This window comes from Ruegeria sp. AM1, assembly GCF_056540745.1.
This window is the reverse complement of record NZ_JBQFXH010000003.1, coordinates 129,981-154,833: the sequence shown is the minus strand read 5'-3', so window position 1 is coordinate 154,833 and position 24,853 is coordinate 129,981. Positions and strand designations below refer to the sequence as shown.

The window sequence follows — 24,853 nt, the reverse complement described above, 5'->3', positions numbered from 1 at the left end:
AAAAAGTTAAGGTTAGGGCAAAAAATTCGCCGTTTGGCCCAATTCCTGCCACGCACAAAGAGCAAACATAAGTCCATACCGAGACGATCGGGGGCTGACTGAGAGAGAAGCTCTGGAAGACGCCGAGGTTAATTGACTTAGATCCTTTAGGAGGGACGTAACATGATCAAGTTCATCAAGAACTTCCGCAAAGACGAAGATGGTGCGGTAACCGTAGACTGGGTCGTTCTGACCGCCGCTGTTGTTGCTCTGGCCGCAGTTGCATACAACCAGGTTCGTGACGGTGCCAGCGAACTGGCAAACGACGTTGAAACCGCTCTGACCAACGCAACGGTTACAACTCCGGACTTCGACGGTACTCCGTAATATAGCTTAATGTAGCAATACATTGGTGGGGCCGCGCTTTTTTAATGAGGCGTGGCCCCTTTTTTTAACTAAACTCCCCGGTGAAGTGATGTTGGTCAGATTATCAGAGTTTGCCGCCAATGAAGATGGCGCCATTACCGTGGACTGGGTGGTCTTGACCGCAGGTGTCGTGGCGCTTGGCGCCATCGTGTATCTGAACTTCATTGGCCCCATTCGGCACGTCGATTCGCAAAGCGGCGCCGCAATTGCCAATATCGAGGTGAAAGAACTCGTTCTGGAATAGGGCGAGCGGATTTTACGCCACTCAGGCAGTTCGGTGCTGAGGCACGGGTCGGTGAAAGCGGGAAGAAAATCAAAGATTGTCCCCCTTTTCGACACAATTCACTTTTATAACCACTCAAGTTGTCGTCGTAGCACCAGCGACGATCAGCAGAAGTAATGACGATACGAGGGGACGCGAATGCGCGCGGTATTTGGACTTGTCCTGATTCTTGGGGTCGCTCTGGCAGGCGGGGCTGTATACATGGCCCGGGAATATATCTCAGAGAATCAGGCGAAACTTGAACATGAGCGGAAATTGCGCGCCGAAGCACTGGCAAATGCGCAGCACGAGATCATCCCAACCGTAGGCGTGATCGTTTCCAACCGCACTCTAAAATATGGTGAACGTCTGACCGAAGAAGACGTTCGGATCGTCAATTGGCCCGAGAACGCGGTTCCCGAGGGCAGCTTTGTCGATATGGCGGTGCTGTTTCCCGAAAACCGCAAAGGCGACCGTTTCATTCAGCGCACCATGGAAAAAGACGAGGCGTTGATGGAGGTCAAGATCACCCAACCGGGTGAAGCGGCAGGTCTGACATCGCGCCTTGAAAAAGGCATGCGCGCCTTTGCGATCAAAGTTGATGTTGCATCCGGTGTTTCCGGCTTCTTGCGGCCGGGTGACAAAATTGAAGTTTACTGGACGGGCTCGTTGAACGGTGCTGTTGCTGGCGCCACTGGAGAGATCACGCGTCTGATCCAGACCAATATCGAACTGATTGCGATTGACCAGACGGCCGGGTCTGATGTCACGGGCACGACAATCGCCCGCACAGTGACCGTTGCCGCAACCCCCGAACAAATCGCAGCACTTGCGCAGGCTCAGAACACCGGTCGCCTGTCTTTGGCGCTGGTTGGCGTGCAGGATGAAACCATCGCATCCGCAGTTGAAGTTGACCAACGATCCCTGCTCGGGATCGAGGAAGCAGCCCCTGCCCCCAAAAAGGCAGAAGAGGAAATTTGCACCATACGTGAACGCAAGAATGGCGAGATCGTGGAGACCCCAATTCCCTGCACAAACTGACGGCAATTCAGATCGTTACATGCACGGGCCGCGCAATTTGCGCGGCCTTACTTTTACCGATTGTTGCGGATTGTCCACATAAGGAAAATTCCAGAAACCATTGATTATTGCAATAAATCCTGAATTCGCGCAGAGTTCAGCGGCATAGGGCATAAGACCCAAAAAATCGAGTGGTGATCGGAGAGGCAGGTCACATGACAATACGTTCTTGGATTGGTGCAACCCTGATGGGGGTGGCACTTGTAATGAGCCCGGTCGGCAATGCTGCCTGGGCTGAAAACATTCGCGTGGTAAAAAACGGGACGGCGGAAACGCTAAGCGTCCCCATGAATCGCGCGATCGTGGTGGAAAGCGAGGAGCCCTTTGCGGAGCTCAGTATCGCCAATGCGGGCATTGCGGACATTTCTTCGCTTTCGGACCGTACAATCTATATCTTGGGGAAGGCGCCTGGTCTGACAACGCTGACGTTGTTTGACGGCGCCGGGAACCTGATTACTAATGTGGAAGTTCGCGTTGCGCCGGATTTGACCGAATTCAAAGAGAGATTGCGTCAAATTCTTCCAAACGAACGCATCGAGGTACGCACAGCCAACGACGGCATCGTCTTGTCCGGTACAATATCGGGCACCGCAAAGATGGCGCGCGCGCTGGAACTTGCAGAGCGCTATGCTCCTGAGCGTGTATCGAACCTGATGTCGGTCGGTGGCGTTCAGCAGGTCATGCTTAAGGTGCGCTTCGCTGAAATGAACCGCACCGTCGCAAAGAGCCTGACGGCGTCGCTCGGCTTTGGAGGCAGCGATGTGACGGGTGGTCTTAACACTCTGAACACTGCCGGTAGCTTGCAGAACGCGTTGAACAACAACATTCCGTTCACGCAGACCAATACCGGCGCAATTCTGTTCGGGTTTGGCGCGGGTTCTACGCAGGTCCGGCTCTTGCTGGAAGCGCTGGAAGCCAAAGGTCTGGCACGTAGCTTGGCAGAACCGAATCTATCTGCCCTTTCGGGGCAAGAGGCTGAGTTCCTCGCTGGCGGTGAAGTTCCCATTCCGGTCCCGCAGGATGAAGGCGTGATTGCTATCGAATACAAGATATTCGGGGTCCAACTGCTCTTTGTTCCTCGCGTAATGGAAGACGGTGTAATCAACCTTGAGATGGGCGCGACTGTGTCGAGCATCGACCAGAGCTCAGACTTCACCATCCAGGGCGACAACGTTCCCAGCTTTATCACTCGCCTGACCCGGACAACCGTGGAACTGCGCGATGGCGAGAGCTTTGCAATTGCCGGTCTGATCCAGGACGACTTTAGCGATCTGAACAACCAGATCCCATGGCTCGGCGATGTCCCTGTGCTGGGTTCGCTGTTCCGCAGCTCGTCTTATCAGCGCGCACAGAGTGAGCTTGTGATCATCGTGACCGCGCATCTGGTATCGCCCACACGCGGGGAAGCGCTGGCATTGCCGACAGATCGGGTGAAACCACCTAGCGAATTCGATCTGTTCGTGAATGGGAAAGTGGCCCGCACAGAGCGTGCTGGCAGCGGCGCGGCGTCTGAGATTGCCAGACAAGACTTTGGCAGCTCATACGGCTACGTGTTGGATTGATTGGGAGGACAGGACCAATGCAGAAGTGGATACTCACACTGGGTCTTACGGTCGCAGTCGCCAGTTGTACCCGAGAAGCCGGTTATGAAATTGACACTGGAGCGTTCGGCAACGCCACGCTGAATAACATCCAGGTCATGAACGGCGAGCTTACCTACGCTCAGATTCTGGGACGGCGCTTTGCAGCCGAAGTTCCGACCCAGATCAACTTTGCCTTCGACAGTGCGAATCTGGACGCATCAGCGCAGCGTGTTCTGTTGCAGCAGGCAGACTGGATCAAACAGTTCCCCGAAGCGCGGTTCCGCGTATATGGGCATACGGACGCCGTCGGCTCGCAGGCCTATAACAAAAGCCTGGGCCTGAGACGCGCAAATGCAGCTGTGGCTTTCCTGACGCAGCAGGGCATTTCGCGGTCACGCCTCGAAGCGGTTGTGTCGTTTGGAAAAACCAGACCGCTGGTCGACACGCCGGATCGGGATCGACGCAATCGTCGCACCGTGACCGAAGTGTCCGGCTTTGTGAACAGAGGCCTGCCGCCACTGGATGGCAAATATGCCGAGGTGATTTATCGCGAGTACATCGCGAGCGCGATCCCGGAAAGCTATATCCAGAGCGTCGACGACACGGGCTCTACCGATCAATAAAGCGTAATTGGGCGGCATTATTGTCGCCCAATTCCCTACAATTGGTTCTTTTGCGCCAAATTCTCGCCCAACTTTCAAGCGAATTTGCGAACAATTGGGTGACTTGCGGCCAGAATTGACCGCTTATGGGCGACAGCAGACCGAGACGACATCTTCGTTTGCGCGCTCTCACGACGAGGATATTGTGAATGACGAGCGCGACGCCGGAAGACAACAATACTGCCATCCTGGCTTGCACCATCAGCCGCGATGTTCAGAATTTCGATCTGTTGATCGAAGATATGGAAGCGATTTTGGGCGAACGCTGGGGCGATCTTGGCTTTGCCGAAGCACTTGCCTTCTTCAGCCAGCCCGAAGCCGAATCGCTTGAGTTTGTCGCCCTTGCCATAGATGGCGAGGATGAGGACAACCTGACCCTGATGGGCGAAATCATCGCGCAGGCAAAAGAAAAGAAAATCAAAGTTGTCCTCATTGCCGAGGATGTCACCCCGGCCTCACTGCACCAGTTGCTGCGCAAGGGCGCGGATGAATTTGTCCCCTACCCGCTTCCGGAAAATGAATTGCAGGAAGCCATCAACCGGATGAGACAACCCGATCCGGTCTATGTGGCTCAGCAGGATGCTGTCCAACTTGCAAATGGTGCCGCCAAAGAAGGCGCCCTGTTTGTTGTGCAAGGCCTGGCAGGGGGTGTCGGGGCGACGACACTGGCTGTTAATCTCGCTTGGGAACTGGCGACAGTGTCCGACAAGGACGCACCGAAAGTCTGCCTGATCGACCTCGACCTGCAGTATGGCACGGTTTCGACCTATCTCGACCTGCCGCGCCGCGAAACCGTTTTTGAGATGCTCTCAGACACGGCCTCGATGGACGAAGAGGTGTTTGGAGCTGCTCTGCAGTCTTACGAAGAAAAGCTGGAAGTTCTGACGGCGCCATCGGACATGGTGCCGCTTGATATCATCACGCCCGAAGATATTCAGCGTGTCATCGATACGGCACGGGCGCATTTCGACTACGTCGTTGTGGATATGCCCAAAACGCTGGTTCACTGGTCGGAAACGGTTTTGCAGGCCGCGCATGTGTATTTTGCGCTGATCGAACTGGATATGCGCTCGGCCCAGAACGCGCTGCGGCTGAAACGTGCGCTGCAGGCCGAAGAGCTGCCCTTTAACAAGCTGCGCTTTGCCCTGAACCGTGCCCCGAAATTCACCGATCTGAACGGGAAGAGCCGCGTCAAGCGGATGGGCGAAAGCCTTGGTATCTCGATTGACCTGCAACTGCCCGACGGTGGCAAGCCAGTCCTGCAAAGCGGGGATCACGGCCTGCCGCTGGCCAGTTCCGCCGCCAAGAACCCGTTGCGGCGGGAAATCGCAAAGCTCGCAAAATCGCTCCATAGCCTGGGCACCAGCGACGCCGAAGCCGCATAACATCAGCCCGAGGGGGGACAGACCGTGTTTTCACGTTACAAAAAAGAACCTGCCGGGCAGCCCGTAAAAGCCCAGGAAACAGCTCCGGCAACGACGTCGGAGGCCAGCACGGCCGCTGCTGACGCCTCAGCAAGCGCTGTCGTCCGCAAGCCGGTTCAAAAGAAGGTCGCCGAAGCGGTTGGGTCTGACCGGGAACGCAAGCGCAAAGAACGTCTGGGCGAGATCAAAATCGAGCTTCACCGGGACCTGCTGGAAAACCTGAACCTGGCGGCCCTTGAAAATGCCGCAGAATCAGAGCTGCGCGCGGAAATCAGCTCGATCGCCAGCGAAGTCCTCGAAAACCGCAATATCGTTTTGAACCGGGAAGACCGGACGCAGCTAAACAAAGAACTCTATGACGAGGTTACCGGCCTCGGGCCGCTGGAGACTCTGCTGCGCGATGATACGGTCAGCGATATTCTGGTAAATGGACCGCAGCAAATCTTTATCGAACGGTTCGGTAAGCTCGAACTGAGCGACGTCACCTTCAAAGACGAAAAGCACCTGATGCGGATCATCGACAAGATCGTGTCCGCTGTGGGGCGTCGTGTCGATGAATCGAACCCCTATGTTGACGCCCGTCTGGCGGATGGCTCGCGTTTCAACGCGATGGTGCCGCCAATTGCGGTCGACGGGTCGCTGGTTTCCATTCGTAAGTTTAAAAAAGACAAGCTGGCGATCGACGATCTGGTCAACTTTGGTGCGTTTACCGAAGAAATGGCCGCTTATCTGCAGGCTGCGGTGTCGACCCGCCTGAATGTCATCGTGTCGGGCGGTACCGGTTCCGGTAAAACGACCACGCTGAACGCTCTGTCCAGTTTTATCGATGACGCCGAACGCATTCTAACTATCGAGGATACGGCAGAACTTCAGCTGCAACAGACCCATGTGGGCCGGATGGAAAGCCGCCCGCCCAACGTGGAAGGCAAAGGCGAGGTCAGCCCGCGCGACTGTCTGAAAAACGCCCTACGTATGCGTCCTGACCGCATCATTGTGGGCGAGACGCGTGGCGCCGAAGTTATCGACATGCTGCAGGCCATGAATACCGGCCACGACGGCTCCATGACCACGATCCACGCTAACTCTGCCCGGGACGGGATTTCACGTTTGGAAAACATGATCGCGATGGCTGGGATCGAGATGCCGATCAAAGCGGTTCGCAGCCAGATCTCAAGCGCTGTGAACTTGATCGTGCAAGCCAGCCGTCTGCAGGATGGTTCGCGCCGCATGACCTCGATTACTGAGATCACCGGGATGGAAGGCGATGTGATTTCCATGCAGGAGATCTTCCGTTTTCAGCGTATGGGCCTGACACCGGACAATAAAATCATCGGTCACTTTACGGCCACGGGCGTGCGCAGCCACTATTCGGAACGCTTCCGTCTTTGGGGCTTTGACCTGCCCGCGTCCATCTACGAACCAACCACAATGTAGGAGATCCCGATATGCAACTGCCTGTCGAGGCACTGATATATGTTGCGATCTTCGTTGGGGTTGTTGCCCTGGTCGAAGGTATCTATCTGGTGGCTTTCGGGAAATCCATCAGCCTGAACAGCCGTGTGAACCGTCGTCTGGATATGCTCGACAAGGGCGTCGGGCGCGAGCAGGTTCTGGAACAGCTGCGCAAGGAAATGCAGCAGCATATGAAGTCGCAGAGCATCCCGCTCTATTCACTGCTGGCTGACAAAGCGCAGAAGGCGGCAATCGCGTTTACGCCGCGCCAGTTGATCATGATCATGGCGCTCGTGTCGGGCATAGCCTTTATGGGCCTGAGTATTGGGACGAACTCGGATACAGTGTTACGGGTCGCCATCTCGGTCGCGTTTGGCGTTGGCGGCGTGTATGCGTGGGTAAACCACAAAGCCAAAAAACGTATGGGACTGCTGGAAGAACAACTGCCCGATGCGGTTGAGCTGATGGTGCGCTCGCTGCGGGTGGGTAACCCGTTTGTCTCATCGGTTCAGATCGTGGCAAACGAAGTTCAGGACCCGCTCGCCACTGAATTTGGTATCATCGCCGATGAAAGCGCTTATGGCCGCGATGTGGGCGAAGCGCTGAAAGACATGGCCGAACGTCTGGGAATGCAGGATTTGCGCTTTTTGGCGGTTGCTGTTTCGATCCAGCAGCAGTCGGGTGGTAACCTTGCGGATATTCTGGCCGGTCTGGCCAAGGTTATTCGCGCACGCTTTCGCCTGTTCCGGCGCGTCAAGGCGATCACCGCCGAAGCGCAATGGTCAGGGAAATTTCTGTCCGCCTTTCCGCTGGTCTGCCTTGTCGTCATTCTGGTCAATGACCCGACCTACTATGACTCGGTTCTGGACCACGAACTGTTCATTCCCGCATGCTTCTTTGTTGGCATCATGCTGACAGTGAACATCATCGTCATGCGCGTTCTTACCAACATCAAAGTGTGAGGGGCAGCAATGGAATTTCTGACCCAGATTAATGACCTTCTGACGCAGCATCTTGGCGAGTTCGGCCCACTAATCGTGGTGGGTGTGCTGGGCCTGTTCATGATCCTGATCACTATTCCGCTGATGCTGAATCAGCCTGAGGATCCTCTGAAAAAGCTACAGCGCTCTAACGCTGCGCCCAAAAAGGAAAAGAAGAGCAAAAAAGACCAGCTGAGAGCTTCGGGCCGAAACGAGCAACTTGAAAAGTTCGCCAACTTTCTTGAACCGCAGAACGAAGAAGAACTCTCGGCCATGCAACTCAAGCTGCGCCAGGCGGGATACCAATCGAAAGACTCGGTGCGGTTTTTTCATTTTGCGCAGTTTGCACTGGCGATTATCGGCCTCATCATTGGCGCACTGATGATTACCGTGTTTGCAACCGGTGATGAGGAACTAACCGGTCAGCAAATGATGCTGCGCGTTCTGATCCCTGGCGGCATCGGGTATTTTATCCCGAAATACTGGATTACACGCCGCGTAGCAGAACGGCAGGAGGCTATCACGGCTGGCTTTCCCGACGCGCTCGACCTGATGCTGGTATGCGTCGAAGCGGGTCAGTCTTTGGATCAGGCCATCGTCCGGGTGGCTGCTGAGATGAAAAGCTCCTACCCCGACATTGCGCTGGAATTCGAAGTCGTTGCGCATGAGATGAAGGCCGGTAAGGACAAGGACACCGTTCTTCGCGATTTTGGTACCCGCTGTGGCGTACAAGACGTCAGCGCCTTTGTGACCGTGATGATCCAATCGGCGACTTTTGGTACATCGATCGCCGACGCTCTGCGGGTCTATGCAGCGGAAATGCGTGACAAACGCGTGATGCGCGCCGAAGAGGCCGCGAACAAGTTGCCAACCAAAATGACACTTGCCACAATGATGCTGACAGTGCCGCCGCTGTTGTTGATCCTTGTCGGACCTTCGGCGAAAGGCATTATGGAGTTCGGAGGCTAAAGCCGAAAGCATCATGCAGACATTTGTCAGGCGGGTTTTGTCGCCGCTTTATCCAACCCTGAAAGCCACCATGCTGCTTGCCATGGTGGCTTCCTGCACCGATACCGGCGCAGACAACCCTTTCGCGCCCGGCGTCGACCCCAAAGGCGAGACCGTGGATGAGGTGACGGTTGGCAATCGGCTGATGGCAGCGGGCGAGTATGAACTGGCCCTGGAGGCGTTTACCCGCGCCGCCCTGCATGAGGGGCTGACCCCGCAAATCCAGACCTCAATGGGTACAGCCAACCTGGGCCTGAGGCGTCTTGGGCAAGCTGAGACATTGCTGCGGGATGCTGTTGAGGAAGACCCGGACTGGCCGGTGGCATGGAATAACCTCGGCGTTCTGCTAATGGAGACAGGCCAATATCCCGAAGCATCACAGGTCTTTCGCAAGGCCTATGCGCTGGACAATGGCGAAAGTGACGCAATCCGTGACAATCTGCGCTTAGCTCTCGCAAAAATGGAAAATCCTGTTAATAATACCTCACAAGAACAAGAATATACGCTGGAACAGCGTGGAAACGGTGCATTCGTTCTGCGCAAAACCCAGTAACAGAGGCAAGAGCAGCAAGGGACGCAGAAAAATGCGCCATTCATTATTGATTCCGACATCGATTGCGTGTGGGTTGATCCTGTCAGCCTGCGCAAAAGAAACAGAAGAAGAGAAAGTCGAACGCACGTTTCAGGAAGTGAACGTGATCGACGAGACGAACCTCAACGACGTTATGCTGAATGCGGCGGACCCAAATGAGGCAGTCACTTATTTCCTTGGCGCATCCAGCAAGAATCCGGATCGGATCGATCTGCAGCGCGGTCTGGCAATTTCGCTGACGCGCGCCCAGCGCAACACCGAAGCGTCGGCAGCCTGGAAGCGTGTCACCGGCATGAAGGGCGCGGTGGCTGCTGACAAGGTCAACTATGCCGACGCACTCGTGCGCAGCGGCAACTGGTCGGAAGCCAAGAAAACGCTGAATTCGGTTCCGCCCACGCACGAAACATTCAAACGTTACCGGCTCGAGGCAGTGGTCGCCGACTCCAGCAAGGACTGGAAACGTGCCGATCATTTTTATGAAACCGCTGTTGGTCTGACGACACGACCTGGCGGCGTTATGAACAACTGGGGCTACTCGAAACTGAGCCGTGGCCAGTATGCCGAGGCCGAACGTTTGTTTACCGAGGCCATCCGGCAGGACAAGAGCCTGTTCACGGCAAAGAATAACCTTGTACTGGCACGAGCCGCGCAAGGAAACTACTCTATGCCGGTGGTTCCGATGTCACAGACAGAGCGTGCATTGCTTCTGAACACGATGGGCATTTCTGCGGTAAAGCAGGGCGATGTGAACACAGCCAAGAACCTGTTCCGCGAAGCCATCGCAACGCATCCGCAGCACTATGACGAAGCCGTTCGCTCGCTCCGCGCGCTAGAGGAAGCCTGATCTATGCACGTCCCCGCAGCGGCGGCATTGTGGTTTTTGCCGTTTGTTCTGCCGATCTGCTTTTACGTGGCCTTCACCGACATGCGTGAAATGCGGATCAAGAACCATGCGGTTATCGCGCTGGCGGCTGTGTTTGTCGTGATTGGCCTTATTGCCCTGCCCCCATGGTCAGGAGGCTGGGTGCCGGGCAATATCGGACCGCTTTCCGTGTCCCTGCCCGTATATGCCTGGCAATTGCTGCATCTTTTTGTGGTCCTGATCTTAGGCATTCTTCTGAACGCTGCTGGCGTCATGGGGGCTGGCGATGCCAAGTTTTGCGCGGCCGCCGCACCCTTCGTCTGGGTCGATGACCTGATGTTGTTGATGGCAATCGTGACGGCAACAATCCTTGGGGCGTTCACTACGCACCGTTTGGCGAAATACACTGCACTGCGCCGCATCGCACCACATTGGGACAGCTGGGATAAGGGAAAGCTGTTCCCAATGGGGATGGTGTTGGCGGGCAGCCTATCCATGTACCTGATTCTGGGCATTATTTACGGATCGTAAACGATCATCAGTACGCCTTGTCCACGCCTTGGTGCTGCCACAAAGCTCCGCCAAATTTTTCGCACGAGCCTCGTCTGGGGCAAAGACTGCAAAATTTGAATAGACGAGTGACGCTCATGAACATGCAGACCACCTCTGTTATGGCCCCACCAACCCCTAAAGGCTTGGCGGAGATGCAGATTCCCATCGTAATGATGCGGGATATTCTGTTGAAAACGATCTTTCGCAAGAATGTGGACACCGTCTCGAACATTGCGGATGCTATCTGTCTGCCGGGCGCCGTGACACAAGAGCTGGTCGATATCGCGCGCGAGCAGAAACTTCTTGAGGCCACCGGTACGCTGAATGCCAACAGCGGCAATGAGATGGGATATCAGCTGACCGACGCTGGAAAGGCCCGGGCGCTGGATGCCCTCAGCCAATCTGAATATTTTGGCGCGATGCCCGTACCGCTGGATGTCTACCGCGAGCAGGTCAAGCGCCAGTCGATCCGAAACATTCAGGTGACTCGCGATCAACTGACCGGCGCCATGGGCCATCTGGTTCTGCCCGACAGCCTGCTGGACCATCTGGGCCCCGCCGTCAGCGCGGGCCGCTCAATCCTGATGTACGGTCCTCCGGGCAATGGTAAGTCTTCGATTTCGAACGGAATTCGCGACGCGCTGGGGGACAATGTCTATGTCCCGCGCGCCATCGAATATGCAGGTCAGGTGATCACGGTTTATGACCCGATCGTCCACACCGCGATCGAGCAGGAGGCGGATGACCCCAACAGCCTGCGCCGGCGCAAGCGTTTCGATACACGCTATGTTCAATGCGAACGTCCAACGGTTGTGACCGGCGGTGAACTGTCGCTCAGCATGCTGGACCTTGTCTATAACCCGACCGCCCGAACCTATCAGGCGCCGCTGCAGCTGAAATCAACCGGCGGCATCTTTATCGTGGATGACCTTGGCCGTCAGGCCGAACCCCCGCAGGCGCTGATCAACCGCTGGATTGTTCCGCTGGAAGAAAACAAAGACATTCTTGGCCTGCAATCGGGTGAAAAGTTCGAAGTTCCTTTCGACACGCTGGTAATCTTCTCGACCAACTTCCACCCGAATGAGATTTTCGACCAAGCGGCCCTGCGCCGGATCTTCTTTAAGATCAAGATTGGCGGCCCGAATCAGGAGAACTTCCTGAAAATCTTCGCAATGGTGGCCCGCAAACGCGGCATACCGCTGGACGAAGCCGCTCTGGTGCATCTGTTGAAGGTAAAATACCCGACCATCGACAACATCTACGCCAACTATCAGCCGATCTTCCTGATTGACCAGATGATTGCGATTTGCGAGTTCGAAGGCATTCCCTATCAGATGAGCCCCGATCTGATCGACCGCGCCTGGGCCAATATGTTCGTCAAAGAAGAACATATCGTTCGCTAAAAAGCCGGGCCCAAGGTCATTCCGCTTGTTCAAAAGGCCGGGTAGTCTGCCTGCATGACGCAGATTCCCGGTCGGATTGAAGAGTGGTTCACCAACAAAGGTTGGGTCATTCACCCCCATCAAAAGGCGATGTTTGACCGGGCACCAGCCCCGGCAACACTGCTGATCGCGCCTACGGGCGGCGGCAAGACCATGGCGGGTTTCCTGCCCTCGCTGGCAGAACTGGTGGATGGAACCCATAAGGGCTTGCACACAATCTATGTCTCACCGCTCAAGGCGCTGGCGGCGGATATCCGGCGCAACCTGCGCGGACCGGTCGATGATATCGGCCTGCCGATCCGCATCGAAGACCGCACCGGCGACACATCTGCCACGCAAAAGAAACGCCAGCGTGCTGACCCTCCGCACATCCTGCTGACGACGCCAGAAAGCCTGGCTCTGCTTACGTCCTACGAGGACGCCCCTCGGATGTTCGCGGGCGTGCAGCGCGTGGTCGTGGATGAGATACACGCTCTGGCCGAGAGCAAACGCGGCGATCAGTTGATGCTGGCCCTGGCGCGCCTGAATTCTCTTTGCCCGACCCTGCGCCGCGTCGGCCTGTCCGCCACGGTCGAGGATCCTGAGGCCATCGCGCGTTTTCTGGCACGCCACCCTGATCCATGTGAGATCATTCAGGCCGATCCGGGCCCCGATCCCGACATCTCAATGCTCGAGACAGAAGAGATGCCACCCTGGTCGGGCGGCGGTGCGGCCTATTCGATCCCGGCTGTTCTGGAGCAGATCAAACAGCACAAGACGACCCTGATCTTTCACAATACACGCGCGCAGGCTGAGATATTCTTTCACAATCTCTGGCTGGCCAATGAGGATGCTTTGCCCATCGGCATTCATCACGGCAGCCTCGATCGGGATCAGAGAGCGCGGGTAGAGGCTGCGATGGTGCGAGGTGATCTGCGCGCGATTGTCTGCACCGGCAGTCTGGATCTGGGGATCGACTGGGGCGATGTGGACCTGGTGATCCAGATCGGGGCACCAAAGAATGTCAAACGGCTGGTGCAGCGGATCGGGCGGGCCAACCACCGCTATAATGCCCCGTCCAAGGCCCTGTTGGTGCCGGCAAACCGGTTCGAAGTGGTCGAATGCGTCGCCGCGCTGGAGGCTGCCCAAGCGCATGAACTGGACGGCGACCCGCGCGGACGGGGGCCGCGGGATGTCTTGTGCCAGCATATCCTGATCGCGGCGGCCTCGGGGTCATTTGATGCAGACGTGCTGTACCGTGAAATGACCTCGGCCGGACCTTATGCACAGCTCAGCCGCGCCGAATTCGATGCCTGTCTGGAGTTCTGTGCGACCGGCGGCTATGCCCTGCGCGCCTATGATCGCTGGCAACGTCTGCAACAGCGACCTGACGGGTTGTGGCAATTGCGCGACCCAAGAGCGGCGCAGCGCATCCGTATGAATATGGGTACGATACAGGATACCGACACGCTGAAAGTGCGGCTGCGGCGCAATCGCGGCGGCAAACCCCTGGGTGAGGTCGAGGAAGCCTTTGCCGCATCGCTGACCCCTGGCGATACCTTTCTGATCGGGGGTCAGATCGTCCGATATGAGGGCCTGCGCGAAATGACGGTCGAGGTCAGCCGCCGCGCCGACAAAAAGCCCAAAATCGCTACGTTTTCGGGCACAAAGTTTGCCACCTCAACGCAGCTGAGTGATCGCATTCTACGCATGTTTGCGCAGCCCGACTGGCCTCAGTTGCCGCCGCATACGGCGCAATGGCTGGCCCTGCAGCGCGACCTCTCGCGCCTGCCTCAACGTGACCGTCTGCTGATCGAGAGCTTTCCAAGCGACGGTCGAGAGCATCTGTGTGTGTATGGCTTTGCGGGGCGTAATGCGCAACAGACCCTGGGCTTGCTGTTGACCAAGCGGATGGAAGAAACCGGCCTTGCCCCGTTGGGCTTCGTCGCGACGGACTATGCGACGTTGATCTGGGGACTGGATGCGGTCACCGACCCTACACTGCTGTTCAACCTCAGCGCATTGCGGGACGGACTGGAAAACTGGCTGGCCGGAAATGCCGTCATGAAGCGGACCTTTCGCGCCTCGGCCACGATTGCAGGGCTTATTGAACGCAACACCGGTGGTCAGCGTAAAAGCGGTCGTCAAGCGACGTTCTCGTCCGATATCCTCTATGACACCTTGCTGAAATATGACCCCGACCATCTGCTGATGCAGATCACCCGCGAAGAGGCCATGCGGGGACTGGTGGATTTCGGACGGATCGAGGCGATGATTGAACGCATCGAAGACCGGATCGATTTACTACGGCTGGACAGAGTATCGCCGCTGGCCGCGCCGCTGTTTCTGGAGGTGGGGAAAGTTCCCGTCAAAGGCATGGCCGAAGAACGCCTGCTGGCCGAAGAAAGCGCGCGATTGCTACAAAGCGCTGGTTTGGCTGAAGTCTGAAATGGCCCCTTGCAAAAGCGCCCGGGACAGGCAAAGAACGGATCATGAACGAACTGGCCTTTTCCTTTTTTGGCCAAACCCTGTGCGCCCTTGGATCGGGGGCTTTGTGGTGGCCTGATCAGAGCTTGCTCTGCGTCTCGGATCTGCATCTGGGAAAATCGGAACGGCTGGCCCGGCGAGATGGCCGCATTCTGCCGCCCTATGACACGCGGGAAACGCTGGAACGGCTGGCGGGCGATCTGGAACGTACATCACCCAGCACGGTGATCTGCCTTGGTGACAGTTTTGACGATCTTGACGCCTCGCGCGCGCTGGATAGTTCAGCCCGGCTGCGCCTGTCGACCTTTCAGGCAGGGCGCATATGGATGTGGATCGAAGGCAACCATGACCCCGGGCCGGTCGAACTGGGCGGGACCCATCTGTCAGACTGGACCTGTGGTCCGCTGATCTTTCGCCATATTGCGCGGCCCGGCGCGCGCGCCGAGATCTCGGGCCACTATCACCCCAAAGCATCTCTGCGACTTAAAGGGTGTTTGATCACCCGTCCCGCCTTTTTACTGGATCATGCCCGCCTGATTCTACCCGCTTATGGCGCGTATACTGGAGGGCTACGCAGCGTGGATGATACACTTGCGAACATCATGAGTGATGAAGCCAAAGCAATCCTGACAGGGGCGCGACCTGTGATGGTTCCCATGCCGCGTTAGACAAACCCATCTTCTTCCAACTGGGGTTTGTATTTGCGACTGACGGGAACGAGGTCATCGTTCTTCAGTCGTAAGAAAATCTTGCCATCTTTGCGTTCGCTTCCAACGATAGCGTCATCGACCACCCAATGCGACCGATGAGTACAATGTCCGGGAACGGGTTCCATCGAGTCAATCGCGTCTGTAAACCGCGAGCGGATGGTAAGCACTCCCTCGGATGTCACCACGTCGACATAGTGGTCGCGCACTGTAAGGCGATAAATCTCGCCCTCAAACGACGGGGAAAGACGTTTGAGTAGTCTGGGCTGCGCTTTCCGGACAACCTCTCCTCGTTCGTTACGGCGGATCAAGAGCAATCCTGTACTGAACAAAACCCCGTAGACGCCAACCGACATGAGCCCTGGCGCTTTCTGGCCGCAGGCTGCATAGAGCAGCCATGCCAATACCCAGAGTGCGGGTGTAAAAAGACTCAGAATCAGAACTGTGTAGGCAAGATCGGAAAAGGGCCACTCAACGCGCCCCAGCCTCTGCTGCAACAGCGTCTTTGACACCCATGTCGCGATGACGGCTAAGAGCACCACCCCCGTCCAGAATACAAGGCGCAACGAGAACGGCAAATCCATCTCGCGAAAAGGCGGAAATGAATAAGCGAGCAGTGGAATAAAAACCAAACCAGCAACCAGCCTCTGCGGACTTAGAGCTGCTTGTAGCTGAGTTAGTTGTGACACCATACCAAACTAATGATCGACCTCCCAAAACCCAGCTAGGTCGCTTGGTGGCTTTGGCCACTTCTACAGCGTAACAGACTGGAAGTTATGGTTTATCAACATTTGTCAGACATTCAAACCAGTTTGTAGACAGTTATTCAAAACGTGATCAAACTAAGCCTTCAAAACGCGGATTGCGATCGGGAAAAGTGTATCGGGTGCTATCAGAGCACCCGATACGTGGCGTAATCAGGCTGTAAGACCTTCGGGTTCGGGCAACCCGTTTGCACGACAGCAGGCCGTCAGAGTATTGGCCAGCAGGCAGGCAATCGTCATCGGGCCAACACCGCCCGGTACCGGGGTGATCGCCCCCGCGCGCTCGGCTGCACTGGCATAGTCTACGTCACCAACCAGCTTGTTCTTGCCGTCACGCTCGATCCGGTTGATGCCCACGTCAATCACGGTTGCGCCTTCTTTGATCCAGTCCCCGGACACCATCTCGGGCCGGCCTACGGCGGCGACAACGATATCGGCACGGCGCACGACGTCCGGCAGGTCTTTGGTGCGCGAATGTGCGATGGTCACGGTGCAGCTATCGCCCAGCAGCAGCTGCGCCATCGGCTTGCCAACGATGTTCGAGCGGCCAATCACCACCGCGTCCATCCCCGACAAAGAGCCATGATGGTCGCGCAGCATCATCAGACAGCCCAGCGGTGTGCAGGGCACCATCGACTTCTGACCAGTGCCCAGCAGACCCACATTCGAGATGTGGAAGCCGTCAACATCCTTGGCCGGGTCGATCGAATTGATCACCAGATCTTCGTTCAGATGGCCCGGCAACGGCAGCTGCACCAAAATACCGTGTACCGCGGGGTCATTGTTCAGCGTGTCGATCAGCGCCAGCAAGTCGGCCTCGGACGTATCGACATCCAGCTTGTGCTCGTAGGAGTTCATGCCGACCTCAACGGTCATCTTGCCCTTGGAACGGACATAGACCTGACTTGCGGGATCTTCCCCCACCAGAACCACGGCCAAACCCGGCGTGATACCGCTTTGCTCTTTCAGCTTCGCGACCTGATCGGCGACCTGCGCGCGCACCTTGGCTGCAAAAGCCTTCCCATCGATGACTTGGGCTACCATCCTTCGATCCCTTCTCTTGGACGACCGGAGGGCGACACGCGCGACCGGCCTTTAATCAGAGCCGAGCACACGTTCTTCGCGCGCGATCGACCAGTCAATCAAAATCCGCCAGAGCTTCTCAGCCAGATCCGGGTCATAGCCCTTCTCAGCTGAACTGACGCGCACCTTTTGCACCACATCTTCGACCCGGTCCGGAATGCGGGCAGGCAGCCCTTCCCCCGGCTTCAGCTCGGACGCGCGGTCGATATAGCCTGCGCGTGTCACAAGCATATCGACCAATTGACGGTCCAGCTGATCAATCTGGGCGCGCAGTTCCTGCATAGAGTTGCAGTCTTGCGGCGGTATCAGAGTGGGCATGTCAATCTCCTCATGGCCCGGGAATTTCCCCAGGCCATGAGATGTCCTATTCGACGGCTTAGAACAAGCCCTCGATCTGGCCTTCGGCGTTGAGACGGATTGTCTCAGCTGCCGGTTTGCGCGGCAGACCAGGCATGGTCATGATCTCACCGCAGACGACCACGATGAAGCCTGCACCGGCGCTCAGGCGGACCTCACGCACCGGAACCGAGTGGCCGGTGGGCGCGCCGCGCAGGGTCGGATCGGTCGAGAACGAGTATTGGGTTTTCGCCATGCAGACCGGCAGGTTGCCATAGCCCGCTTCTTCCCACTCGCGCAGCTGGTTGCGGATTTTGTTGTCGGCCAGAACCTCGTCGGCGCGATAGATACGCTTGGCGATGGTTTCGATTTTCTCGAACAGGGGCATCTCGTCCGGGTAGATCGGCGCGAAGTTGGCGGAACCACCTTCGACGATTTCGACAACTTTCTCTGCCAGCGGTGCCGAGCCTTCGGACCCCAGCTCCCAGTGGCGCGACAGGACCGCCTCGACACCGTGCTCGGCGCAGTAGTCTTTGACGGCCTGAACTTCGGCCTCGGTATCGGTGACAAAGTGGTTGATGGCGACAACAACCGGAACACCGAACGATTTAACGTTTTCGATGTGACGGCCCAGGTTGGCACAGCCCGACTGAACGGCGTCGACATTCTCAGCACCCAGATCGGCCTTGGCAACGCCACCGTTCATCTTCATCGCGCGCACTGTCGCAACCAGCACAACCGCCGACGGCGCGATGCCAGCCTTGCGGCATTTGATGTTCATGAACTTTTCGGCGCCCAGATCGGCACCAAAGCCCGCTTCGGTCACGACATAGTCGGCAACTTTCAACGCAGTCTTGGTCGCGATGACCGAGTTACAGCCGTGTGCGATGTTCGCAAAGGGACCACCGTGAACAAAAGCCGGGTTGTTTTCCAACGTCTGCACCAGGTTCGGCTGCATCGCGTCTTTCAGCAGAACGGTCATTGCACCTTCTGCTTTGATGTCGCGGCAGTAAACAGGGGTCTTGTCGCGGCGGTAGGCCACGATGATGTCGCCCAGACGCTTTTCAAGGTCTTTCAGGTCGGTCGCCAGACACAGGATCGCCATAACCTCGGACGCAACCGTGATGTCAAAACCGGTTTCACGCGGGAAGCCGTTCGAGACGCCGCCTAAGCTGGCCGTTATCTGACGCAGGGCGCGATCGTTCATATCGACCACACGACGCCATGCAACGCGACGGATATCAATCTCGCATTCGTTGCCCCAGTAGATGTGGTTGTCGATCATCGCCGACAGCAGCGAATGGGCCGAGGTGATTGCGTGGAAGTCGCCGGTGAAGTGCAGATTCATTTCCTCCATCGGAACAACCTGCGCGTAACCGCCACCTGCAGCACCGCCCTTCATGCCGAAGTTGGGGCCCAGCGATGCTTCGCGGATACAGATCATCGCGTTCTTGCCGATGCGGTTCAGACCATCGCCCAGACCAACAGTGGTGGTGGTCTTACCTTCACCCGCAGGGGTCGGGTTGATCGCTGTCACGAGGACCAGCTTACCATCTTCACGATCCTGGACCGAGTTGATGAAGTCCTGGCTGACCTTTGCCTTGTCATGGCCATAAGGCAGCAGATCGGCAGACTCGATGCCGATTTTTGCACCGATTTCCTGAATCGGCTTCTTGTTCGCCTCGCGTGCGATTTCGATGTCGGATTTATAGCTCATTGGGCAGGGTCCCTGATTGAATGCCGTGCGAAACCGACGCGGTGCGTCGGCGCTGGGTCTTCCATACCTTTGTGCATACCCGCAATGGATAGAGATTCCGACATAATCTTGCTGCGAAACGGCGTATAAGCATTTCGGGCGTTTCTAATCGGAAACGGCGCCTGGTTATGGTGCCCAGGCCGGTTGGTCGGGCACAAACAGGGACAGCACGTCCCCGACACGCAGTGTTCCCGGGCGTTCGACCCATGCTGTAAGGCCCCGCCGTCCCTGCGCGGCAGGTTTGAAGGCGGCCCCATGGCCGGGCTGATCAGCCTCAATCTCACGCCCCGGAAGAACACAGGGGGCGTTCTCCATATCCACTGTGATCGTCAAACCGTTCTCCGCCTGCAGGCGCGACGACGGCGGCAGGTGTGAGAGGTCGGGAATCCCTTTCAGTACAATCGATGCCCCCAGATAGGCCGGGTCGAGCCGATCCAACGCCATCTCATGCGCAATATCGCCCAGTTCTTCCTCGGACAGTACTGAGAGCTGTCGCACATTCCGAATCTCTGTCCCCTGGGGATAGAGGTTCTTGACCCGCACACAGGATGGCCGGTTGAGTCCCTGATGCCGTTCACCCTGAACGCCATCAAAGCCCAGCTCAAGCGTCTGGACAGGCTGCGCGCGAAGCGAGCTGTTTGCTGGGACAAACCCCAGCCAGATCACCTGGGCAGAGTATTCGGTTTCGCGCAAGAACGGCATGTCGTTTCCTCTTTCATGGGGACGTCCGGCAGTATGGCCAGCAACGCGCCGATGAAAAGGAAAAAGACCCGGGGAAAACCCCGGGTCTTTGAATTTAGGCCGTTGGCTCTGGCTCCATCCCGCCTTCGGGCGGTAACTTCTTGGCCTTTGTCTTTGGAATGGCGGTCACGCTGGGTGCGCTGCCCTCATCCGAGCTGTCGCTTTCGTCGTCGCCTTCGTTAGGTGGATCACCATTCATGACGCGTTTGATCTCGTCGCCTGTCAGTGTCTCATATTCCAGCAGACCCTGCGCCAGACGCTCCCACTCTTCATTGTGGTCGACGAGAATCTTATGAGCCTGCTCATAGCCCTGCTGGATCAGGCGTTTCACCTCTTCTTCGATCAGCTCTTTGGTATGAGCCGAAACAGAGAAACCAGCGGTGTTGCCTGAATAGCCCTCATGCGCCTCGGCATAGTCGATATTACCAACCTTGTCCGACATGCCCCAGCGCATCACCATGGCGCGCGCCAGTTGGCTGGCCTGCATGATGTCCCCGGCAGGACCGTTCGAGACGTGATCTTCACCGTATTTGATCACCTCGGCAGCCTTGCCCGCCATGGTCATAGCCAGCTTCTGCTCGCACTCATCGCGGTGATAGTTCAGCTGGTCCATCTCAGGCAGGCTGACCACCATACCCAGCGCACCGCCGCGCGGAATAATAGTTGCCTTGTAGACAGGATCACAGAGCGGCAGTGTCATGCCCACAACGGCATGGCCGGATTCGTGATAGGCCGTCTTTTCCTTCTGATCCTGTGTCAGGACCATGGAGCGACGTTCGGCCCCCATCATCACCTTGTCTTTCGCGTTCTCGAAATCTTCCATGGTGACAAAACGACGGCCGACACGCGCAGCCATCAACGCAGCCTCGTTCACGAGGTTCGCCAGATCAGCGCCTGAGAAACCGGGCGTACCGCGCGCGATGATGCGCAGGTCAACGTCAGGGCCCAGAGGCGTCTTGCGTGCATGAACGCCCAGGATTTTCTCGCGGCCTTTGATGTCAGGGTTGCCGACGGTGACCTGACGGTCAAACCGGCCCGGACGCAGCAGAGCCGGGTCCAGAACATCCTTACGGTTGGTGGCCGCCAGAATGATCACGCCCTCGTTGGCCTCGAACCCGTCCATCTCAACCAGCAACTGGTTGAGGGTCTGTTCGCGCTCATCGTTACCGCCGCCGTAACCGGCACCACGATGGCGGCCCACGGCGTCGATCTCGTCGATAAAGACGATACAGGGCGCGTTCTTCTTCGCCTGTTCGAACATGTCGCGCACACGGGACGCACCCACACCGACGAACATCTCGACAAAGTCAGAGCCCGAGATGGTGAAGAACGGCACACCCGCCTCACCTGCAATCGCACGGGCCAGCAAGGTTTTACCGGTGCCCGGAGGGCCAACCAGCAACGCGCCTTTTGGAATCTTGCCGCCAAGGCGCGAGAATTTCTGCGGGTTGCGCAGGAATTCCACGATCTCTTCCAGCTCTTCCTTGGCCTCGTCGATGCCCGCGACGTCATCAAAAGTCACGCGACCATGCTTTTCGGTCAGCATCTTGGCTTTGGACTTGCCAAAGCCCATCGCGCCACCTTTGCCGCCACCCTGCATGCGATTCATGAAGTAAATCCACACACCGATCAGCAGCAGGAAGGGCAGAAGCGTCAGAATGAACGACTGGAACCCCGATTGCTGCTGTTTTTCAGCGCGCACAGGGATGTTCTTGTCGATCAGCAGCTTAGTCACTTCTGCGTCGGTAGGTTTGATCGTGATAAACGATCCACCCGACTCTGTCGTGTAGCGAATCTGTTCGCCATCTAGCGTCACGTTTTTCACGTCACCGGCTTCGACCGAGCTGACAAAATCGGAGTAAGTCTTCTCATTGCTCTGAAGCGTTCCGCCCGGTCCACTGAACAGATTGAACAGTGCAAGGATCAAAAGGAACAGAACAACCCAGAAGGCGATGTTACGAGCGTTGCCCAAGGAAAATCTCCCAAACGATTTCGGCAGAGGGGGATCTGCCGGTTGCCCCTTAAAATAGAGATGATTGAAGCATGTTCAATGCGATAAAATCGATGCGTAAAACTCGGGCACCTGTGGGGCCAACTCAGCCTGCCAGCCGTTTGCATAACCTGCATGCGGTGCGGCCAACAGATCCTCGCCCTGCCAAACTGCTGGAGAGGCCAGAACAGCGGCCCGGGGCCACCCTGTTGCACGCCAGTCAGACAGGTGCAAAATTCCCCGCTCACCAACTGCGCGTACTTCTGCATCGTCAACCGCCGGCCCCTGCAGTATCCAGCGCTTGTCCCATGCCCGTCCGGGGACTGCGACACACGCCTTTACTGCGTTTAGCTCTCTGCAAATCCATGATTTATTGGCTTTGGGGACCACCAGACATCCACCGATCGCTGCAGGCGCGCCTGTCTGGATCGCCCTGACGGCCTGGTCGACGGCGCTCTGACGCGGCGGATATCCGGCATATGTGATCCAACGGACGACGCTCACGACAATCCGGCGCCTGATCTCGTCTGGCAGCCCCGCAAAGGCATTGGGATCAATCTGCACATTCCCCTTGTCCACCACGAGGACGTTATGAGCAGACTCCTGCGTATAGCGCTCCAAAGCCTCACGCGCTTGTGCAAGATTGTCGGCCACTTGTGACAGGGTTTCGGCAGAGATACCGATCTCTGCCAGCTGGGTCATCGCGGATCGGACCTTGATGCGGTCGAACTGCCGATCCTGATTCGAGGGATCCTCGCTCCACCCGATCCCCTTTGCTGTCAGATACGCGCGCAACCGGGCGCGACTGATCGACAGCATTGGACGCAGCAGGTCAACGCCATCGAACCGGCGAACGGTGGCCATCGCCGAGAGACCCGTCACCCCGGCAGAACGCGCAAGGCGCATCAGGACCGTTTCGGCCTGATCGTCAGCCGTGTGGCCCAGCACAATAGCATCGATCTGACGCCGTTGCGCCCAATGGGTCAGCAGTCGATATCGCGCCTGCCGGGCCTGATCCTGCAGGTTGCCCTCCCCGTCCCAATCCTGCCATTTCAGCGTATCGTGCGAAACACCTAGAGCCGCGGACTGAGACGCAACCAGCGCCGCCTCTGCTGCTGCCTCTGCACGCAGCCCGTGATCCACCGTGGCGACAAAAAGCGTTGCGCCCTCATGCTGTGCAATCTCGGCAAGTAAATGCAGCAGGGCAATGGAATCGCTGCCCCCCGAGACAGCAACACCAAGGCGGTGCGGCAACGGGTCGGGCAAACGATTGCGAATTTCCGCCCGGAGTGTTTGGGTCTCTGAGATCAAGAACAGCCCAGTGAGGCCATTTCCTGGCTGGCCGATGCAACGGACGGTGATGCAGGAAAGCGCGCGCTGACCTCGCTCAACGTGATGCAGGCCTGATCGGTTTGCCCCAAGCGCCCAAGGGCCGCGCCAAGTTCAAACAGCGCTTCAGGTGCCACCGGGCCTTCGGAATCGCCCGTGAAGCTGGCCAAAAACGCCTTGGCCGCCTCACGCGTGTCGCCCAATCCCTCAAGCGCCTGCCCGCGTCGCAAGTTCGCCCGAGAGGCAAGCGGGCTTCCGGGATAAGACGTCTCGAACTGGGCAAACCGATCTGCAGCGGCGCGAAGGTCCCCGTCAGCCAAAGCCTGAGCGGCTGCATCAAAGTCAGCCTGTTCCCCAATCGCCAGTTCACCCTGACCGGCAACGGGCGGGTCAATCGCTGTGGGCGCAGTGGCAATTGTGGGCTGCTCTCCACCGCCGAGCGTGGTGGTTTCACCCAACGTGCTCAGATCGCCACCTTCGAGTTCAACCAGACGAAATTCAAGATCGCCAATCCGATTGGTGCCATCCGTCACGATGTTCTGTACCCGCTGATTCAACTGCTCGGTCTGGCGCGTCAGGCGCTGCAACTCTGCCTCAATGGCGTCGACGCGTTGCAATACCGTGTCGCCCGACAGGTTAGGGGCCGGAGACCCCGTCGTCGAGAACTCGCGCTTGAGACGCTGGATTTCCACATGCAAAACCGTCAGCTCCTGCCGGATATCGGCCAGGGTCTGCTGATCCTGCGCTTGTGCGACACCTGCGACGCTTACAACCGCCGCCAGAACCAAACCCGCAAATCGCATCATGTTACCCCGTGGTTGATCCCGTCAGTACCGTCACCGCGCGGCGGTTCTTGGAATAGCATTCCTCGGTGCTGCAAATCTCGATCGGGCGTTCCTTGCCATAGCTGACCGTTTGCAGACGATTGCCTGCCACGCCGCGTGAGATCAGATACTCGCGCGCGGCATTTGCACGGCGCGCACCCAGAGCAAGGTTATATTCACGTGTGCCCTGCTCATCCGCGTGACCTTCGATTGTCGCCGAGAAATCTGTGTTGGCCAGCAGCCAGTCCGCCTGCCCTTGCAGAACCACCTGCGCCTCAGGCGTCAATGTCGACTGATCCACCGCAAACAATACCCGATCCCCGACCGTTTGCTGGAAATAGGCGGGTGAGCGCGGGTCGCTGGGTGATCCGGGCAGGATCGAGCCGTTGCCCCCTGCGCCACCGCCCAATGCGGACGGATCATTATTGCTACACGCCGCGATCAGCGTCAGCGCGCCAAGCGCCGCGATTTTGCTCAATACGTTCATTACAATTGCCTCTTGTCCCGTTTGTTTATTGTCTTCTGTCTACCATAGCGCAGGTGCGTTGTGAAC

At 57.4% G+C, this 24,853-nt stretch carries 24 protein-coding genes; 15 read left to right on the top strand and 9 right to left on the bottom strand.

Annotated features, from left to right (window positions below; translation table 11 throughout):
- Positions 1–162 precede the first annotated feature (162 nt).
- The 15 genes from ACR0I7_RS11170 to pdeM all read left to right on the top strand — a co-directional run bounded on the left by ACR0I7_RS11170 (position 163) and on the right by pdeM (position 15,438).
- Positions 163–366, top strand: coding sequence for a hypothetical protein (locus tag ACR0I7_RS11170; RefSeq protein WP_480510978.1), 204 nt, complete (start codon positions 163–165; stop codon positions 364–366).
- An 88-nt stretch (positions 367–454) separates the two neighbouring features.
- Positions 455–649: a hypothetical protein gene (locus ACR0I7_RS11165; protein ID WP_480510976.1), complete on the top strand. Its 195-nt coding sequence runs from the start codon at positions 455–457 to the stop codon at positions 647–649.
- Between the two features lie 177 nt (positions 650–826).
- Positions 827–1,708 carry a Flp pilus assembly protein CpaB gene (gene cpaB, locus ACR0I7_RS11160; RefSeq protein WP_480510974.1) on the top strand — a complete coding sequence of 294 codons (882 nt, stop codon included), beginning with the start codon at positions 827–829 and terminating at the stop codon, positions 1,706–1,708.
- Positions 1,709–1,902: 194 nt separating this feature from the next.
- Positions 1,903–3,309, top strand: a complete 1,407-nt coding sequence (locus ACR0I7_RS11155; protein WP_480510972.1) for a type II and III secretion system protein family protein — start codon at positions 1,903–1,905, stop codon at positions 3,307–3,309.
- A gap of 17 nt (positions 3,310–3,326) precedes the next feature.
- Positions 3,327–3,953, top strand: coding sequence for an OmpA family protein (locus ACR0I7_RS11150; protein ID WP_480510970.1), 627 nt, complete (start codon positions 3,327–3,329; stop codon positions 3,951–3,953).
- A gap of 188 nt (positions 3,954–4,141) precedes the next feature.
- Entirely contained in the window at positions 4,142–5,377 is a 1,236-nt protein-coding gene (locus tag ACR0I7_RS11145; protein ID WP_480510968.1) for a CpaE/TadZ family protein, read from the top strand.
- Positions 5,378–5,401: 24 nt separating this feature from the next.
- Positions 5,402–6,850: a TadA family conjugal transfer-associated ATPase gene (locus ACR0I7_RS11140; RefSeq protein WP_480510966.1), complete on the top strand. Its 1,449-nt coding sequence runs from the start codon at positions 5,402–5,404 to the stop codon at positions 6,848–6,850.
- A gap of 11 nt (positions 6,851–6,861) precedes the next feature.
- On the top strand, positions 6,862–7,830 hold the full coding sequence (locus ACR0I7_RS11135; protein ID WP_480510964.1) for a type II secretion system F family protein: 969 nt from the start codon (positions 6,862–6,864) through the stop codon (positions 7,828–7,830).
- Positions 7,831–7,839: 9 nt separating this feature from the next.
- Complete coding sequence (locus ACR0I7_RS11130) at positions 7,840–8,817, top strand: type II secretion system F family protein (RefSeq protein ID WP_480510962.1); 978 nt, start codon at positions 7,840–7,842, stop codon at positions 8,815–8,817.
- Positions 8,818–8,830: 13 nt separating this feature from the next.
- Positions 8,831–9,409, top strand: a complete 579-nt coding sequence (locus tag ACR0I7_RS11125; protein ID WP_480510960.1) for a tetratricopeptide repeat protein — start codon at positions 8,831–8,833, stop codon at positions 9,407–9,409.
- Positions 9,410–9,440: 31 nt separating this feature from the next.
- Positions 9,441–10,292, top strand: coding sequence for a tetratricopeptide repeat protein (locus ACR0I7_RS11120; RefSeq protein WP_480510959.1), 852 nt, complete (start codon positions 9,441–9,443; stop codon positions 10,290–10,292).
- Between the two features lie 3 nt (positions 10,293–10,295).
- Complete coding sequence (locus ACR0I7_RS11115) at positions 10,296–10,841, top strand: prepilin peptidase (RefSeq protein WP_480510957.1); 546 nt, start codon at positions 10,296–10,298, stop codon at positions 10,839–10,841.
- 116 nt (positions 10,842–10,957) lie between these two features.
- Positions 10,958–12,265 carry an ATPase gene (locus tag ACR0I7_RS11110; RefSeq protein WP_480510955.1) on the top strand — a complete coding sequence of 436 codons (1,308 nt, stop codon included), beginning with the start codon at positions 10,958–10,960 and terminating at the stop codon, positions 12,263–12,265.
- Between the two features lie 54 nt (positions 12,266–12,319).
- The gene (locus ACR0I7_RS11105; protein ID WP_480510954.1) at positions 12,320–14,731 is read left to right on the top strand and encodes a ligase-associated DNA damage response DEXH box helicase; all 2,412 of its coding nucleotides are present in this window, start codon (positions 12,320–12,322) and stop codon (positions 14,729–14,731) included.
- A 44-nt stretch (positions 14,732–14,775) separates the two neighbouring features.
- Positions 14,776–15,438 carry a ligase-associated DNA damage response endonuclease PdeM gene (gene pdeM / locus ACR0I7_RS11100; protein ID WP_480510952.1) on the top strand — a complete coding sequence of 221 codons (663 nt, stop codon included), beginning with the start codon at positions 14,776–14,778 and terminating at the stop codon, positions 15,436–15,438.
- Here pdeM and ACR0I7_RS11095 read toward each other — a convergent pair.
- From ACR0I7_RS11095 to pal, 9 genes are all read right to left on the bottom strand, one after another.
- Positions 15,435–16,061: a LytTR family DNA-binding domain-containing protein gene (locus ACR0I7_RS11095; RefSeq protein WP_480510950.1), complete on the bottom strand. Its 627-nt coding sequence runs from the start codon at positions 16,059–16,061 to the stop codon at positions 15,435–15,437. The two genes, pdeM and ACR0I7_RS11095, sit on opposite strands and share 4 nt — an antisense overlap.
- Before the next feature lie 333 nt (positions 16,062–16,394).
- The gene (gene folD / locus ACR0I7_RS11090; protein WP_480510948.1) at positions 16,395–17,285 is read right to left on the bottom strand and encodes a bifunctional methylenetetrahydrofolate dehydrogenase/methenyltetrahydrofolate cyclohydrolase FolD; all 891 of its coding nucleotides are present in this window, start codon (positions 17,283–17,285) and stop codon (positions 16,395–16,397) included.
- A gap of 51 nt (positions 17,286–17,336) precedes the next feature.
- Positions 17,337–17,642: a chorismate mutase gene (locus ACR0I7_RS11085; protein WP_480510946.1), complete on the bottom strand. Its 306-nt coding sequence runs from the start codon at positions 17,640–17,642 to the stop codon at positions 17,337–17,339.
- A gap of 58 nt (positions 17,643–17,700) precedes the next feature.
- The gene (locus ACR0I7_RS11080; protein WP_480510944.1) at positions 17,701–19,377 is read right to left on the bottom strand and encodes a formate--tetrahydrofolate ligase; all 1,677 of its coding nucleotides are present in this window, start codon (positions 19,375–19,377) and stop codon (positions 17,701–17,703) included.
- A 165-nt stretch (positions 19,378–19,542) separates the two neighbouring features.
- Positions 19,543–20,118 (bottom strand): MOSC domain-containing protein, encoded by a 576-nt coding sequence (locus ACR0I7_RS11075; RefSeq protein ID WP_480510943.1) that lies wholly within the window; start codon positions 20,116–20,118, stop codon positions 19,543–19,545.
- Positions 20,119–20,212: 94 nt separating this feature from the next.
- Positions 20,213–22,129 carry an ATP-dependent zinc metalloprotease FtsH gene (gene ftsH, locus ACR0I7_RS11070; protein ID WP_480510941.1) on the bottom strand — a complete coding sequence of 639 codons (1,917 nt, stop codon included), beginning with the start codon at positions 22,127–22,129 and terminating at the stop codon, positions 20,213–20,215.
- A gap of 75 nt (positions 22,130–22,204) precedes the next feature.
- The gene (gene tilS, locus ACR0I7_RS11065) at positions 22,205–23,458 is read right to left on the bottom strand and encodes a tRNA lysidine(34) synthetase TilS (RefSeq protein WP_480510939.1); all 1,254 of its coding nucleotides are present in this window, start codon (positions 23,456–23,458) and stop codon (positions 22,205–22,207) included.
- On the bottom strand, positions 23,455–24,279 hold the full coding sequence (ybgF, locus tag ACR0I7_RS11060; protein ID WP_480510937.1) for a tol-pal system protein YbgF: 825 nt from the start codon (positions 24,277–24,279) through the stop codon (positions 23,455–23,457). Before ybgF ends, tilS begins: the two co-directional genes overlap by 4 nt.
- A 4-nt stretch (positions 24,280–24,283) precedes the next feature.
- Entirely contained in the window at positions 24,284–24,787 is a 504-nt protein-coding gene (gene pal / locus ACR0I7_RS11055; RefSeq protein WP_480510935.1) for a peptidoglycan-associated lipoprotein Pal, read from the bottom strand.
- Positions 24,788–24,853 lie beyond the last annotated feature (66 nt).

What these genes read in the sequence shown, in the direction of transcription:
- ACR0I7_RS11080 (WP_480510944.1), bottom strand. Translation starts at nt 19,377, where the DNA reads ATGAGCTATAAATCCGACATCGAAATCGCACGCGAGGCGAACAAGAAG.
- ACR0I7_RS11110 (WP_480510955.1), top strand. Translation starts at nt 10,958, where the DNA reads ATGAACATGCAGACCACCTCTGTTATGGCCCCACCAACCCCTAAAGGC.
- ACR0I7_RS11085 (WP_480510946.1), bottom strand. Translation starts at nt 17,642, where the DNA reads ATGCCCACTCTGATACCGCCGCAAGACTGCAACTCTATGCAGGAACTG.
- pal (WP_480510935.1), bottom strand. Translation starts at nt 24,787, where the DNA reads ATGAACGTATTGAGCAAAATCGCGGCGCTTGGCGCGCTGACGCTGATC.
- ACR0I7_RS11075 (WP_480510943.1), bottom strand. Translation starts at nt 20,118, where the DNA reads ATGCCGTTCTTGCGCGAAACCGAATACTCTGCCCAGGTGATCTGGCTG.
- ACR0I7_RS11105 (WP_480510954.1), top strand. Translation starts at nt 12,320, where the DNA reads ATGACGCAGATTCCCGGTCGGATTGAAGAGTGGTTCACCAACAAAGGT.
- ACR0I7_RS11130 (WP_480510962.1), top strand. Translation starts at nt 7,840, where the DNA reads ATGGAATTTCTGACCCAGATTAATGACCTTCTGACGCAGCATCTTGGC.
- ACR0I7_RS11125 (WP_480510960.1), top strand. Translation starts at nt 8,831, where the DNA reads ATGCAGACATTTGTCAGGCGGGTTTTGTCGCCGCTTTATCCAACCCTG.
- ACR0I7_RS11095 (WP_480510950.1), bottom strand. Translation starts at nt 16,061, where the DNA reads ATGGATTTGCCGTTCTCGTTGCGCCTTGTATTCTGGACGGGGGTGGTG.
- pdeM (WP_480510952.1), top strand. Translation starts at nt 14,776, where the DNA reads ATGAACGAACTGGCCTTTTCCTTTTTTGGCCAAACCCTGTGCGCCCTT.
- ACR0I7_RS11165 (WP_480510976.1), top strand. Translation starts at nt 455, where the DNA reads ATGTTGGTCAGATTATCAGAGTTTGCCGCCAATGAAGATGGCGCCATT.
- cpaB (WP_480510974.1), top strand. Translation starts at nt 827, where the DNA reads ATGCGCGCGGTATTTGGACTTGTCCTGATTCTTGGGGTCGCTCTGGCA.
- ACR0I7_RS11120 (WP_480510959.1), top strand. Translation starts at nt 9,441, where the DNA reads ATGCGCCATTCATTATTGATTCCGACATCGATTGCGTGTGGGTTGATC.
- ACR0I7_RS11155 (WP_480510972.1), top strand. Translation starts at nt 1,903, where the DNA reads ATGACAATACGTTCTTGGATTGGTGCAACCCTGATGGGGGTGGCACTT.
- ACR0I7_RS11170 (WP_480510978.1), top strand. Translation starts at nt 163, where the DNA reads ATGATCAAGTTCATCAAGAACTTCCGCAAAGACGAAGATGGTGCGGTA.
- ACR0I7_RS11135 (WP_480510964.1), top strand. Translation starts at nt 6,862, where the DNA reads ATGCAACTGCCTGTCGAGGCACTGATATATGTTGCGATCTTCGTTGGG.
- ACR0I7_RS11150 (WP_480510970.1), top strand. Translation starts at nt 3,327, where the DNA reads ATGCAGAAGTGGATACTCACACTGGGTCTTACGGTCGCAGTCGCCAGT.
- ybgF (WP_480510937.1), bottom strand. Translation starts at nt 24,279, where the DNA reads ATGCGATTTGCGGGTTTGGTTCTGGCGGCGGTTGTAAGCGTCGCAGGT.
- ACR0I7_RS11145 (WP_480510968.1), top strand. Translation starts at nt 4,142, where the DNA reads ATGACGAGCGCGACGCCGGAAGACAACAATACTGCCATCCTGGCTTGC.
- folD (WP_480510948.1), bottom strand. Translation starts at nt 17,285, where the DNA reads ATGGTAGCCCAAGTCATCGATGGGAAGGCTTTTGCAGCCAAGGTGCGC.
- ACR0I7_RS11115 (WP_480510957.1), top strand. Translation starts at nt 10,296, where the DNA reads ATGCACGTCCCCGCAGCGGCGGCATTGTGGTTTTTGCCGTTTGTTCTG.